General features: G+C 71.8%; 12 protein-coding genes and 1 pseudogene. 3 read left to right on the top strand and 10 right to left on the bottom strand.

All coding sequences use genetic code 11. From position 1 onward, the window contains the following. Positions 1-231: 231 nt before the first annotated feature. The 5 genes from fmdA to ACZ6R6_RS22625 form a co-directional block, all read right to left on the bottom strand. Positions 232-1,479, bottom strand: coding sequence for a formamidase (fmdA, locus tag ACZ6R6_RS22645; RefSeq protein WP_470096217.1), 1,248 nt, complete (start codon positions 1,477-1,479; stop codon positions 232-234). A 113-nt stretch (positions 1,480-1,592) separates the two neighbouring features. Next, a complete protein-coding gene (locus ACZ6R6_RS22640; protein WP_470096215.1) occupies positions 1,593-2,249 on the bottom strand; it encodes an AmiS/UreI family transporter in 657 nt (218 codons plus the stop codon). A gap of 172 nt (positions 2,250-2,421) precedes the next feature. Next, on the bottom strand, positions 2,422-2,697 hold the full coding sequence (locus ACZ6R6_RS22635) for an FmdB family zinc ribbon protein (protein WP_470096213.1): 276 nt from the start codon (positions 2,695-2,697) through the stop codon (positions 2,422-2,424). A 257-nt stretch (positions 2,698-2,954) separates the two neighbouring features. After that, positions 2,955-4,202, bottom strand: a complete 1,248-nt coding sequence (locus tag ACZ6R6_RS22630) for an MFS transporter (protein ID WP_470096211.1) — start codon at positions 4,200-4,202, stop codon at positions 2,955-2,957. A 173-nt stretch (positions 4,203-4,375) separates the two neighbouring features. Continuing rightward, a complete protein-coding gene (locus ACZ6R6_RS22625; protein WP_470096209.1) occupies positions 4,376-5,653 on the bottom strand; it encodes an aspartate aminotransferase type Ic in 1,278 nt (425 codons plus the stop codon). Positions 5,654-5,814: 161 nt separating this feature from the next. Here ACZ6R6_RS22625 and ACZ6R6_RS22620 point away from each other — a divergent pair, with 161 nt between their 5' ends. Next, entirely contained in the window at positions 5,815-6,696 is an 882-nt protein-coding gene (locus tag ACZ6R6_RS22620) for a DUF4429 domain-containing protein (protein ID WP_470096207.1), read from the top strand. Positions 6,697-6,765: 69 nt separating this feature from the next. Here the strand turns inward: ACZ6R6_RS22620 and ACZ6R6_RS22615 are convergent, their stop codons facing one another. From ACZ6R6_RS22615 to ACZ6R6_RS22605, 3 genes are all read right to left on the bottom strand, one after another. Beyond that, entirely contained in the window at positions 6,766-7,491 is a 726-nt protein-coding gene (locus ACZ6R6_RS22615) for an HNH endonuclease family protein (protein ID WP_470096231.1), read from the bottom strand. Between the two features lie 113 nt (positions 7,492-7,604). Next, on the bottom strand, positions 7,605-8,573 hold the full coding sequence (locus ACZ6R6_RS22610) for a magnesium transporter CorA family protein (protein WP_470096205.1): 969 nt from the start codon (positions 8,571-8,573) through the stop codon (positions 7,605-7,607). Positions 8,574-8,660: 87 nt separating this feature from the next. Continuing rightward, on the bottom strand, positions 8,661-9,806 hold the full coding sequence (locus ACZ6R6_RS22605) for an epoxide hydrolase family protein (protein ID WP_470096203.1): 1,146 nt from the start codon (positions 9,804-9,806) through the stop codon (positions 8,661-8,663). A gap of 63 nt (positions 9,807-9,869) precedes the next feature. Between ACZ6R6_RS22605 and ACZ6R6_RS22600 the strand changes: the two are divergent. Beyond that, positions 9,870-10,835 (top strand): annotated as a pseudogene (locus tag ACZ6R6_RS22600) (helix-turn-helix transcriptional regulator); the annotation flags it as partial. 87 nt (positions 10,836-10,922) lie between these two features. On the opposite strand, the gene ACZ6R6_RS22595 reads toward ACZ6R6_RS22600, so the two are convergent. Next, entirely contained in the window at positions 10,923-11,978 is a 1,056-nt protein-coding gene (locus ACZ6R6_RS22595; RefSeq protein ID WP_470096229.1) for an FAD-dependent oxidoreductase, read from the bottom strand. Positions 11,979-12,079: 101 nt separating this feature from the next. On the opposite strand from ACZ6R6_RS22595, the gene ACZ6R6_RS22590 reads away from it, so the two are divergent. Continuing rightward, positions 12,080-12,616, top strand: coding sequence for a hypothetical protein (locus ACZ6R6_RS22590; protein ID WP_470096201.1), 537 nt, complete (start codon positions 12,080-12,082; stop codon positions 12,614-12,616). Between the two features lie 87 nt (positions 12,617-12,703). Here ACZ6R6_RS22590 and ACZ6R6_RS22585 read toward each other — a convergent pair whose 3' ends face one another. Further along, positions 12,704-13,963, bottom strand: a complete 1,260-nt coding sequence (locus tag ACZ6R6_RS22585) for a benzoate/H(+) symporter BenE family transporter (RefSeq protein WP_470096199.1) — start codon at positions 13,961-13,963, stop codon at positions 12,704-12,706. Between the last annotated feature and the right edge of the window lie 20 nt (positions 13,964-13,983).

Genomic DNA, 13,983 nt, shown 5'->3' with positions numbered 1-13,983 from the left:
TCAACTTAACCTGAGGTCAACCGCTCCGACCTCTGATGGGGTGAACCGCCTCGACCTCGGACCGGAGGACGTCCGCGCCCATCTTGCCCGTGGGCAACCGGAGGGCCTGCCTCCCCGGGGAGGCAGGCCCGTGGGCCCCGGACGGCGTGTCGCGGCGGTGAAGGGGTCAGGGGTCCCGGTCCCGGGGCGGCCGCGTTCTCCGTGGGAGCCGCGCCCGCCCCGGTCCGCCGGTCAGGACGTCACAGCACACTGCCCCCTGTCCTGCTTGACGGGTCCCTCGGGATTCGGCCGCACGTCGAAGTCGAAGATCTCCGTGGGCAGGTAGAGCGAGCAGCAGGCGTTGGGAATGTCGACGATGCCGCTGATCCGGCCCTCGATGGGCGCCGAGCCGAGGAGCAGATACGCCTGCTCGCCCGTGTAGCCCCACCTCTTGAGGTATTCGATGGCGTTGAGGCAGGCCCGGCGGTAGGCCACCGTCGCGTCGAGGTAGTAGTTCGTGTTGGTGTCGTGGTCGACCGAGATGCCGATGAACGACATGAACTCCGAGTAACGCGGCTCGACGTTGCCGGGCATGAAGATCGGGTTCGTGCTGACGCCGTACTTCTCCATGCCGCCCTTGATGAGATCCACGTGGAAGTCGATGAAGCCTCCCATCTCGATCGCCCCGCAGAAGGTGATCTCACCGTCGCCCTGGCTGAAGTGCAGGTCCCCGCCCGAGAGCTTGGCGTCCTTCACATGGACGGGGTAGAAGACGCGCGCCCCGCGCGTGAAGTTCTTGATGTCGTGGTTGCCGCCGTTCTCCCGGGCGGGAACGGTGCGGGCGCCCTCACGGGCGATCCGGTCGGCCACCTCGCCGGTCGCCGTCCCCGCGAGGGTGTTGTCGCGCAGCGGCGGCAGGCCCAGGGCGGGGACCCGGTTGGGATCGGTGTCGATGAGGGCCTGCTCCCGCTGGTTCCAGCTCGCCAGCAGCTCCGCCGACGGCGCCGTGCCGAACAGCCCCGGGTGGGTGATGCCGGCGTATCGGACGCCGGGCAGATGACGGGATGTCGCGTATATCCCGTGGAAATCCCAGATCGCCTTGTAGGCGTCCGGGAAGTAGTCGGTCAGGAATCCGCCGCCGTTCACCTTGGCGAACACGCCGGTGTAGCCCCAGCCCTGCCCCGGCGCGTCGCCGACCTGCTGCGGCACCGGACCGAGGTCGAGGATGTCGACCACCAGGAGGTCACCCGGCTCCGCCCCCTCGACCCCGATGGGGCCGCTCAGCATGTGCGCGAGGGTGAGGTCGACGTCCCGCACGTCGTTGGCCGAGTCGTCGTTGTGCAGTTGCGCGTCGGTCCATTCCCGGCATTCGACCCGGAACTCGTCCCCGGGCTTCACCATGGCGACCACAGGTATGTCCGGGTGCCATCGGTTGTGACCCGGTACATCCTGGTCACGCATCGACTTTGACTGGTCCACACTGAACACGACTTTTGGCATGACGAGTCCTCCTCCTGAATTCGGTACGCGGTGATCCGGGTAGCTGCCAGGTCACATCACCTCCTCACCGGTGCCGGCCCCCGCCGGACCACCGGGAACGGCTCGCGGGCGGGCTAGTGCGCCGGGATCGTCTCCCCGCCGGCGGGTCCGGCCCGGCTGGAGAGCGCGCCTCTCTTCCTCGTCAGCGGCCACAGCGCGCCGAACACCACCACGCCGAACACGACCAGGACGATCGCGAGGACGTTCTGGTCCCAGCGCTGCCAGTAGCGGGTGAGGATGAGGAACGACGGAATGGCCGCCGTGACCCATCCCTGGATCGCCGTCACCCAGCCCGTGTAGGTGGTGAGGTGATCGTGTTTCAGCCCCAGCAGCAGGAAGAAGAGCAGCCACAGGAACGACCAGTAGAGCCAGATGACGCCGAACGGCCTGTCGTTGAGAATCCGGAAGTTCGCGAACGAGTAGCCGAGCGCCATGATGGCCACGAACAGCGAGAAGTAGCCGATCCCGGTGGTGTCGAACCCTCCGAGCAGGCCGATCCCCACATAGAGATAGGTGAACCCGAACAGGAAGATCCCCGACGCGCCGAGAATCACGTCCGTGTCGCCGCGGGACATGATGATCAACACGGTGGGCGTGATCACCTGTAGCGCGCCGACGAAGAGGTTGAGGATGGCCGTCGCCCGCGGCTCGACCTTCCCCAGCAGCATCAGCCCGTTGATGAAGAGCACCGCGCCGACGTAGAGCAGTCCAACCGCTCCCAACCGTGACACCCCCTAGTGCCGGTGATGGGATATTCAGGTGGGCGAGGTGATCCACCTACGCCGTGCGGCGGCACGGCCGCGCCCAGGGCCGTGTCAGCCGTGGAGGCGTCTGGACGCCGGCCTTCGCCGGGTCAGGCGTCGCGGAGGGACGTATGTGGATGTGTTGTGCCGTATCCGCCGCTTACGGCCGTGGCAGGCGTGCCAGTGCCGGATGCGGCGGGCGTGGCGGGCGTCTGCGGGGGATGCTTGAGACGACCTCGGGTGCCTCCCGGCTCCGCTCGTCCAGGTCGAGCGCGGCCGACAGCGCCGGATGAACCCGGGACAGACCCGGTGGGGAGAAGACGCGCCGGGCACCGCGTCCGCACGCGGAGCAGTCACGAGATGCCGGTGCGGTCCCTATCGGCAGCTGGACGTCGAACCGGCCGCACTCTCGGCAAAGGTATTCATAGGTCGCCATAGGCACCTCCACTCCGCCCGCCCGAGAACGACGCCTCTCACGTCCGGCCCTCCGGCTGACGGGACCACGGATCCGGAACGGATCGGGCCACAGTTCCGGACTACCCGAAATCTGATCGGCCGTCAAGGTCCGGGCGCCACCGGCCGCCGCACCGCGCCGGGAGCGTGACGGGACGCAAATCCGCAGGTAAAGCAGGCTCTACGCGGCAGCCGTACGGCCCGGCTCAACGCGAGGCGCGGCGGTGGGCCCCCTCGGAGTCAGGGGGAGGGCACCGGCTGGCGGGGGCCGGCCGTGGAGGCCGCCGCCCGGGTGCGTCGCGCCCAGCGTACGGCCGGCCCCATCGCGGAGCCGGCCAGCAGGAACAGGCCGCCCAGCAGGAACCAGCCCGGCGGGCCCCAGGTGACGATCAGGGTGGTCAGCAGCAGGGGGCCGAGCATCCGCGCGACCGCCGTGCCCGCGCCGAAGAAGCCCTGGTACTGGCCCTGCCTGTCGGGCGGGGCCAGGTCGAAGCCGATCTCCCAGGCGCCGGCGGCGTGCATCATCTCGCCGAGCACCTGCAGGCAGGCGGCCACGAGCAGGGCGGCGCCGGCGGCCCACGCCGAGGGGCCGGCCGCCGACAGCGCGAACGCCGCGCACGAGGCGAGCATCACCAGGCCGGCGTGCCGTACCGACCGGGAGGCGGTGTCCAGGCCGCTCACCCGGCGGGCCACCCTCACCTGCAGGAGCACCACGCTCAGCGTGTTGAGCACCAGCAGCGCCGAGACCGTCCAGCTCGGCGCCTGGGTCCGCTGCACGATCCACAGGGGGATCACCAGGCTGAGGAGGGGCATGTACAGCAACATGATCATGTTGAGGAGTGCGATCAGCGCGTAGGGCCGGTCGCGGAGCACCGCCAGCGCCGGCTCCCCGGCGGGGGCGGGCGGCGAGGGCGGCACGGCGGGCAGCCGGAGCAGCACCAGGGCGGAGACCAGGAAGCTCAGGGCGTCCATCGCGAAGACCATCAGATACCCCTGCCGGGTGTCGAGGTGCAGGGCCACCCCGCCGAGCGCCGCGCCGACCGCCAGCCCGGCGTTCACCGTCGCCTGAAGGTGGGCCCTGACCCCGGTCCGCTCGGCCCGCTCCACCAGCCCGGCCAGCAGCGCCTGCCGGGCGGCCCCGAGGCCGCACTGGCAGCAGGTGTAGAGGCAGGCGGCCAGGACGAACAGGGGGAAGGACCGGACGAACAGCAACGAGCCGACCGCGGCGCCGGTCGCGACGGCCAGTAGCGCCGCCGTGCCCCGGGCCCCCCGCCGGTCGGCGAGGTGCCCGAGCGGGACCCCCGCCAGGAACCCCAGGGCCCAGCCGAGGGTCAGCCCGGAACCGACCTGGGTCGGGGTGAGCCCCACGATCCGGGTGAAATACAGCGCCGAGCACACGTAGTAGGCGCCGTCACCGAAGGCGTTGGCCAGCTGCGCCAGCGCGAGAACCCGGGGCGGCCCGGAGGGTGGGAGGATCCTGCTGGACACGATGGGCCTCCTTGGTCATCACCGATGAGCTGGGTGATGCGGAGGCCGGTCGCCACGTCCATCTCCTCGCCCGCCGTGCGCGCTGTGCGGTTCACACCATAAGGAGCGGGCCGGCCGGGCTTACAGGGCCAAATCCCGGCGGATCGATTGGGCCGGTGGCCCCTCGCCCACGGCTACCGGGCCTGCTCCAGCAGCTTCTCGGTCCCGACGAGGCGCACGCAGATGGTCAGGCCGGTGATGGCCAGTTCCACCTCCTCCAGCTCCGGGTAGGTGGGCGCGATGCGGATGGTGCTGTCGCGGGGGTCGTCGCCGTAGGGGTGGGTGGCGCCCGCCGGGGTCAGCGCGATGCCCGCGCCGGCCGCCCGGCGCACCACCTCCCGCGCGCAGCCCTCCAGCACGTCGAGGCCGATGAAGTAACCCCCCTCGGGGTTGGACCAGGACGCCAGGCCGGTGCCGCCCAGCTCCTTGGCGAGGATCAGGTCCACCGCGTCGAACTTCGGCCGGATCAGCTCGCGGTGGCGGCGCATGTGCTCCAGGACGCCGTCCTCGTCGCGGAGGAACTCCGCGTGGCGGAGCTGGTTGATCTTGTCGGGGCCGATGGTCCCCTTGGCCATGTGCCCGAGCAGCCAGGCCACGTTGGCCGGGGACGAGCCGAAGAAGGCGACGCCGCCGCCGCTGAAAGTGATCTTCGAGGTGGAGCCGTAGACGAAGGCGCGGTCGGGGTTGCCGCTCTCGGCGCACAGCACCAGCAGGTCGGCGATCTCCACCGGGGTGTCGGTGAGGTGGTGCACGGCGTAGGCGTTGTCCCAGAAGATCCGGAAGTCCGGTGCGGCGGTGGGCATGGCCGCCAGGCGCCGCACCGTCTCGTCGCTGTAGGAGACGCCACTGGGGTTGCTGTATTTCGGCACGGACCAGATCCCCTTGATCTGGGGGTCTTCGAGCACGAGCCGCTCGACGACGTCCATGTCGGGGCCTTCGGCGGTCATCGGCACGGGGATGAGCTCGATGCCGAAGCGCTCGCACAGGGCGAAGTGGCGGTCGTATCCGGGGACCGGGCACAGGAACGCGGTCCGCGGCGCGTCCACCCAGCGGCCCTCGCCGCCCGGGACCCCGCTGAGCAGCGCGTGGACGATGGAGTCGTGCATCAGCGAGAGACTGGAGTTGCCCGCCGCGATCAGCTGGCCGGCGGGCACCTGCAGCAGGCCGCTGAAGATCTCCCGGAGCTCGGGCAGGCCCTGCAGCCCCCCGTAGTTGCGGCAGTCGGTCCCGTCGGCGGCCGTGTGGCCGCCGGGCCGGGTCAGGAGGGCGGAGGCCAGGTCGAGCTGCCGCCCCGACGGCTTGCCCCGGGTGAGGTCGAGGGAGAGTCCTCGCTGGACGAGCGCTTCGTAGTCGCGCAGGGCGCGCTCACGCTGCGCGGTCAGCTCATCGAGGTTCAGGGCCGAAAAGCTCACGGGGATTCCTTCGCCTGCCGATCGCGGGTGGGTTTCGAAGGATAGAAGACCTGCGGGAGCGACCGGAAACCGGGCCGGACCGGGCTGTGCCATGTCATACCGCCGGCCCCCCACGGCACCGGCCCCTCCGCCGCCGGCGGCGATCACCGTAGGATCCCGCTATGGCGGAGGTCATGGGACGGGACGGGACATGGACGTTCGACGGCGAGATCCTACGGATCGTGCCCGGTCGTGACCGGGGCGTGAACAAGCTGCGGCAGCTCCTGGGCGAGGTGGCGGTCCCGCTGGCGGCGGTGGCCGGCATCGCCTACGAGCCCGGCAAGAAGGGCGGGCGGCTGCGGCTGCGGCTACGGGAGGGCGCGGACCCGTTCACCCAGGCCGCGCGGGGACGGATCTCCGACGCTGCCGACCCCTACCAGCTGGCCGTCGACGCCGACCGCACGGGCGTCGCCGGATACTTCGTCGACGAGGTGCGCAACGCCCTGGTGATCGATCAGGTGCCCGACGGGCCCAGCGACCGCTATCTGATGCCCGGCCCCGGGCTGCCGCTGACGGTGTCCGGGGGCGACGGCACCGCGACGTTCGACGGCGAGTCGATCCGCCTGGAGTGGAACTGGGCGGTCGAGGGGGTGAAGAAGTCGGCCGGCCCCCAGCGCCTGCCGCTGAAGGACCTGGACGGCGTGGACTGGATCCCGGCCGCCGGGCTGGAGAACGGGCACCTGCGCTTCAACCTCCGGGGCACGGCGCACAGGCTGGCCCCCAAGCACGACCCGCACTGCCTCGTGCTGTGGGGCATGGACAAGGAGACCCGGACGGCCGCGCTGTTCGTCGCCGCCGTCCTCGCCCGGCTGCCGCACCCCTCGGCCCCTCCGGAGCCGCCGCCCGCTCTCGAAGCCCCGGCGCCGCCCGCGCCCGCCCCCGGCGGCGACGACCCGGACGCGCTCCTGCGCCGCCTGCGCGAGCTCGGCGACCTCCGCCGGGACGGCGTGCTCACCGAGGAGGAGTTCACCGTCGCCAAGCAGGCGCTGCTGGGCCGCTTCTGAGAGACGCCACCCCGGGAGGCGGCCCGGCGCGGACGACGGCCCGGCGCGAGAGGCGGGCCCGGAGACGGCCTAACGGCACTGGGCGAGCATGACGGCCTTGTCGGCCCGGGTGACCGGCAGGCCGTACTTCAGGGCGACCTGGGCGAAGCGCACGACGTAGGCGCAGCGGATCCGGCGCGCCGGCGGGAGCCACGAGGCCGGGCCCGAGCCGCCCTTGGCCTGGTTGGCGCCGCCGTACACGGGGATCAGGTTGAGCGGGTCGTTGGCGATCCGCATCCGCTTGGCCATCGGCCAGCGGGAGGCGCCCATCCGCCATTCGTAGAACAGCGGGATCACGTGGTCGACCTGGACCTGGTCCGCCCGCTCCTTGCGCCACCGGATCGTCCGGCCGGTGTAGGGGTCGCGCAGTCTCATCGCGACGACGACGCAGTCCGAGCCCCGGCGGTATCTCACGTCCTCGCCGTCCCGGGCGAGCAGGTCGTTGCGGGTGCCGCAGCCGTTGCGGGCGTACGGCACGCCTCTGGCCGTGTCCGCCCAGTTGTCGCCGAACCGGGCCCGCGTGTAGCCCGTCCTGGGCCCCATCCCCCTGGTCCGCAGCTTCTTGATGAGCCTGACCGCCATGCCCCTGTCGCGCGCCGACCTGAGCGGGGCCAGGCCCGGCAGGGTGCCGTGCGGGTTGTCGAGCGGGGCGGCTCTCGCCCGGCTCTCCAGAGCGGCTCTCGCCTGACCGTCTCCCTGCGCCCCCAACGAGAACATCACCGCGGCGCCCAGAACGGCGGTGACCATCCCCCGCATGCCCACCCATGCCTCCATAAAGGATTACCGGCCGAAACATGACCGATGCCCGCAATGGAGTTGGTTGACACGGAACGTCAGGGTGCATCTGCGTGGCGCCCGGGGGGCCGGCCCTAGAGCCAGCCCCTCTTCTTGAAGATCAGGTAGAGGATGGACGAGGCCACGAGGATGGCGACGGTGGAGATCCAGAAGCCGAGCGACTGGCCGAAGCCGGGATAGGGCACGTTCTGGCCGTAATACCCGGTGATCATCGTGGGCACCGCGATGATGGCCGCCCAACTGGTGATCCGCTTCATGATGTCGTTGAGCTTGAAGCCCTGCTGGTTGATGTGGGCCTCCCGGATGTTGCCCACCAGCTCCCGCAGCGAGTCGGTCCACTCGGCCGCCCGCAGGGCGTGGTCGTAGACGTCCTGGTAGTAGGGGTCCAGCGCGGGGTCCAGCATGTCCACGCTCCTGCGGAGCAGGCTGCCGACGACCTCGCGCACCGGCACCGCCAGCCGCCGGAACCGCACCAGCTTCTTGCGCATCTCGAAGGTCTGGCGCTGGATGTGGACCCGGTCGCCGGCGTCCTCCTCGAAGAGGTCGTCCTCCAGCGCCTCGACCCGGTCGTCGAGCGCCTGCAGCACCTCGAAGTATCCGTCCACCACGTAGTCGAGCAGGCCGTGCAGCAGATACGGCACGCCGTACTTGGCCATCTCGGTGTTGGCGTCCCAGCGCCTGATCACCTCGTCGATGTCGAAGTGAGGGTTCTCCCTGACGGTGACCAGGGCGTGCTTGGTGACGAAGATCGATATCTCGATGAGTTCGAGACGTTTGTTCACCAGCTTGGCGCCGTAGACGGTCAGGAACAGGTGGCTGTCGTAGGTGTCCAGCTTGGGACGCTGCTGGCTGTGGAGGGCGTCCTCGACGGCCAGCCGGTGCAGGCCGAGCTCCTCGCTGATCTTGTCCAGGTCCGCCGACGAGGGCGAGCACAGGTCGAACCACACCACCGCGGAAGGGTCTGCGAGGTGATCGGACACGTCGTCAACGGAGAAGCCTTCGGCTTTCAGGACTCCATTGCGGTACAGACGGGTGCGGTCCATGCCCGTCAACACTAGACGAGTAAGTCCTGGATTGGGTCGGACGATTAGTCCTGGCTCGGGTCAGTGGTCGTCGGGCCGCGGCCGGGGTCAGCGGACCTTCCGGAAGAACGCCCGGATGTCGTCGGTCAGCAGGTCGGGGGCCTCCATGGCGGCGAAGTGGCCGCCCCGGTCGAACTCCGACCAGTGGATCACGTTGTGCTCGCGTTCGGCGACCCGGCGGATCCCGCCGTCGCCGGGGAAGACCGCGACCCCGTGCGGGACCTCCGAGCGCTCGACCGGCACCCCCCACTGTGCCGAGCCCTCCTTGTAGAGCCGGGCGGACGAGGCGGCGGTGCGGGTCAGCCAGTAGACCGTCACGTCGGTGAGCATCTGGTCCCGGTCGACCGCGTCCTCGGGCAGGTCGTGCGCGGGGTCGGTCCACTCCTTGAACTTCTCCACGATCCAGGCCAGCTGGGCGGCGGGGGAGTCGTGCAGGCCGAAGGCGACGGTCTGCGGCCGGGTGGTCTGGATGATCGCGTAGCCGGAGCGGTCGTCGTCGGAGTAGATCCGCAGGCGGGCCTGCTCGGTCTCGGTGAGGCCCTCCATCTCGGCCGGGTCGAAGGTCGGGAAGCCGAGCGCGCCGTTGACGTGCACGCCGACCACCCTGTCGGGGGCGACGCGGCCCAGCTCGGGGGAGATGACCGAGCCGCTGTCGCCGCCCTGGGCGCCGTAGCGCTCATAGCCGAGGCGGCTCATCAGCTCGGCCCACGCGCGGGCGACCCGGCGCAGGTCCCAGCCGCTCTCGCGGGTGGGACCGGAGAAACCGAAGCCGGGGATGGAGGGGGCGACGACGTGGAAGGCGTCGGCGGGGTCGCCGCCATGGGCGCGGGGATCGGTGAGCGGGCCGATGACCTTCATGAACTCGACGATCGAACCGGGCCACCCGTGGGTGAGGACCAGCGGCAGCGCGTCCGGCTCGGGGGACCGCACGTGCAGGAAGTGGATGTTCTGGCCGTCGATCTCGGTGGTGAACTGCGGGTGGTCGTTGAGCGCCGCCTCTTGCTTCCGCCAGTCGTAGCCGCTACGCCAGTAGTCGGCCAGCCGCCGCACGTACGAGACCGGGATGCCGTACGACCAGCCGACGCCGGGCAGCTCGTCGGGCCAGCGGGTGCGCGCCAGCCGGTCGTGCAGGTCGTCGAGCGCGGACTGCGGGATGTCGATGCGGAACGGAGTGATCTCCGTGGTGAACGTCATGGAGAACACGCTAGGGACGGGTTAGGACAGGGCCGGTCCTAGGAGGAGGGCAATCTGGAGAACATGTTGGAGACATCGGCCCGGTTGCTCAGACTGCTCTCGCTCCTGCAGACCCGCGGGGAGTGGTCGGGGGTGGAACTGGCGGAGCGGCTCGGCGTGACCGCACGGACCGTCCGCCGTGACGTCGGGCGGCTGCGCGAGCTCGGCTATCCCGTGCACGCCACCGCGGGCGCGCCCGGCTACCGGCTCGGCGCGGGCGCTGACCTGCCACCGCTGCTGTTGGACGACGACGAGGCGGTGGCGGTCGCGGTGGGGCTGCGGACGGCGGCCGGGGGCTCGGTGTCGGGGATCGAGGAGACCTCCGTGCGGGCGCTGGCCAAGCTGGAGCGGGTGCTGCCGTCCCGGCTCCGGCAGCGCGTGCACGCGCTGCGGTCGATGACCGTGCCGATGGGACGGGCGGGTTCGGCGGTGGACCCGGCGTCCCTGACCGCGATCGCGGCCGCCTGCCGCGACCACGAGACCCTGCGGTTCGACTACCGGACGCACGACGGCCAGGAGAGCGTCCGCGCCGCCGAGCCCTACCGGCTCATCCATTCGGGGCGGCACTGGTACCTGCTGGGCTGGGACACCGACCGGGCCGGCTGGCGCACCTACCGGGTCGACCGCCTGGGCCTGCGGACGCCGAACGGACCGCGCTTCGTCCCCCGCGACCCGCCCGACTCCGACCTGGTGGCCTACATGTCCCGGTCGATCTCCATCGCGCCCTATCGGTATCGGGGCCGCTTCACGATGCACGCTCCGGCCGAGGTGGTCGCCGCGCACATGTCGGCCACGATGGGGACGGTCGAGCCGATCGACGAGCGGTCCTGCACGTTGTCCAGCGGCGCGAACGACCTCGACGAGCTCGCCCTCTGGGTCGCGCTGATGGACATCGACTTCGAGGTGCACGAGCCGCCCGAGCTCGTCGACCGCATCCGCGCCCTCTCCACCCGCCTCGCCACCGCCGCATCCGCGCCCTCTCCACCCGCCTCGCCACCGCCGCATCCACCTGATCCGGCTCCGCTCCGGCGCGGGGACGACATCCCGCGCCGGAGGGGACCGGCGGCCGGAAGGACCTCAGGCCGCCATCGGCGCCCCGAGGAGCCGGCGGATGTGCCGGACGGCGGTACGGCCGGCGCGGTTGGCCCCGACGGTGCTGGCGGAGGGGCCGTAGCCGACCAGGTGGACGCGGGGGTCGAGGACGGCCCGGGTGTCCTCGACCCGGATGCCGCCGCCCGGCTCGCGCAGGTGGAGCGGGGCCAGGTGGCCGACGACCGGCCGGAAGCCGGTGGCCCACAGGATCACCTCGGCCCTGACCAGCCGGCCGTGCCCGGCGGGCGCCGCGTCCCACCTCACCCCGTCGGGGACGATCCGGTCGAACATCGGCAGGCGGTCCAGCACCCCGGCCGCCCTGGCCGCCCTGACCTGGGGCGTCACCGGATAGCCGGTGGCCCCGACCACGCTGCCCGGCGGGAGCCCGGCGCGGACGCGGGCGTCGACCCGGGCGACGGCCGCCCGGCCGGCCTCCTCGTCGAACGGCCCCTCCCGGAAGACGGGAGGACGGCGGGTCACCCAGGTGGTCGTGGTGATCTCGGCGATCTCCATCAGGAGCTGGACGGCCGAGGCGCCCGCGCCGACCACCACCACGTGCCGGCCGGCGAACTCGTCCCGGGTGACGTAGTCGGCGGTGTGGAGCTGCCGCCCGAGGAACGTCTCCTGACCCGGGTAACGCGGCCAGAAGGGACGCTCCCAGGTGCCGGTGGCGTTGATCAGTGCCCGGGGGGACCAGTCGCCGGCCGAGGTCTCCACCAGCAGCCGCCCGTCCAGCCCCTCCCGGACCGCCCGCACCGTCACCGGACGGCGCACCGGCAGGCCGAAGGTCCGCTCGTAGGCGGCGAAGTATTCGGAAACGACCTCCGACGAGGGCCGGGTCATGTCGACCACGCCCATCGGCAGGCCGGGGAGATCGTGCACCCGGTGCGCCGCGCCGAGGGTCAGGGACGGCCAGCGGAACTGCCACGCGCCGCCGGGACGCGGGGAGCGGTCGAGGACCACGGAGTCGATCCCGGCCCTGCTCAGGAAGTAGGCGCTGGACAGTCCGGCCTGGCCGGCCCCGATGACCACAACGTCGATGTCCGTCACGTTCCCTGGCAACCGCCCGCGCCCGGCGAATAATCCTGCGCTCGCGGGGCAGCAGCACACATCACAACAGACGCAGCCCGAGATGAGGTCACATGATAGTGCTGGGACTCCTCCTGATCGTACTCGCGGGCGCGGCTGTGGTCGCGGTCTCCTGGGATGAGGCCGCCACAGCCACAACCCCCGCATCGTTCACGGTCTTCGACCAGACGGTCCAGCTCTCCCAGCTGGAGTTCTTCTTCGCCGGCGCCGCCACCGGGGCGCTGTTCCTGCTCGGCCTGGCGATGATGTTCAGTGGGATGCGCCGCTCCGCCACCCACCGGCGCAAGATCCGCACCTCCCGGATGGAGGCGCGTGACCGCGTCGCCCGCCTGGAGGAGGAGAAGCGCGAGCTGGAGCGCAAGCTGGAGGAGACTCCGGCGACCGCCGCGGCCCCCGCGGTCGACCGCGACCGCGACGGCGTCGACGACCGGGACCAGACCGCGGCGCACCCGCCGGTCGACCGCGACCGTGACGGCGTCGACGACCGCGGCGAGACGACGGCGCCCCACCCGAGGATCGAGGTGCCCCGTCAGCACAGCACCGACCAGCTCGTCGCCGGTCGCCACGGCCGTCCGGGAGACGGCCGGTAGCCTCTCACCCGCTTCTCCCCCGACCCCTCCGCCGGTGCGGCTATGCATGCCGTACCGGCGGAGGTCTGTGTCCGCGGGGGCGGACGCTCACCGCCTGCCGAGCTCCTCGGGAGCGCTCGCCGCCTGCCCGGGAACGTCCGCCGCCGGCCGGGACTCCCACGGCCCCTCCTCGGGCCGCTCCGGGGCAGGAGAGGGCCGCGGGGCTCTCCTGCGCTGCAGGAGCGTCATGAGGCCGCCGGCCACCAGCCCCCAGAACGCCGCGCCCACCCCCAGCAGGGTCAGCCCCGACGCGGTCACCACGAACGTGACCACCGCCGCCTCCCGGCTCTCCGGATCCGCCACCGCCGCGGTTACCGCCGAGGCGAGCGCGCCGATCAGGGCGAGGCCCGCGACCGCCTCGATGAGCACCGGCGGGGAGAGCAGGACGAGCGCGGTGGCCAGGCCGGAGCCGATCCCCAGGACGATCATCGAGGCCCCGGCGGTGACCGAGGCGATCCACCGGCGCCCCGGGTCGGGGTCGGCGTCCGGGCCGGCGGCCAGCGCCGCGGTGATGGCGGCCAGGTTCACCGCGTGCCCGCCCAGTGGCGCGCCCAGGGTGCTGGCCAGGCCGGTGGCGACGAGGATGCCGCGCAGCGGGGGGCGGTAGCCGTACCCGGCCAGGACCGCCATGCCCGGCACGTTCTGGGAGGCCATGGTGACCAGGAACAGCGGGAGCGCGATGCTGACCATGGCCGCGAGGCTCCAGGACGGGACGGTCGGTTCGGCCACCGGGCGCAGGTCCACCGCCCCCATGCCGGGCCCGGTCAGCGCGATGGCCACGACGGCGGCCAGCAGCGCCCCCGGGATCGCCCACTTGCGGGCGAAACGGCTCAGCAACGCCCAGACCAGCACCACGGGACCGGCCATCCACGGCACCACGCCGAGGGCCCGGACCGGCGCGACGCACAGGTTGAGCAGGACCCCGGCGAGCATGGCGCCGGCGATCGGGGCGGGGATGGCCGCGATCCAGCGCCCCAGCGGGGGGAAGAGCCCCGCGATGGTGATGAGCAGGCCGGAGACCACGAACGCGCCGACCGCGGCGGGGAAGCCGCCCTCCACGGCACCGGTCGCGACCAGCAGCGCCGCCCCCGGAGTGGACCAGGCGATGGTGATCGGCACCCGCTGCCGCAGACCCAGCCAGATCGACACCACGCCGTTGGCCAGGCAGAGCGCGAGCAGTCCGGAGGCCGCCTGCCGCTCGTCGGCGCCCACCGCGCGGAGACCGGCCAGCACCACGGCGAAGGAGCTGGCGAAGCCGACCAGCGCGGTCACCACACCGGCCAGCATGGGTTGCAGCAGGCGATTCATCGTGTCTCCTCAGGGTGTTC

The sequence above is a fragment of the Streptosporangium sp. NPDC048886 genome (assembly GCF_055586905.1).
The sequence above is the reverse complement of the archived record's forward strand: the minus strand, read 5'-3'. Positions and strand labels throughout refer to the sequence as shown.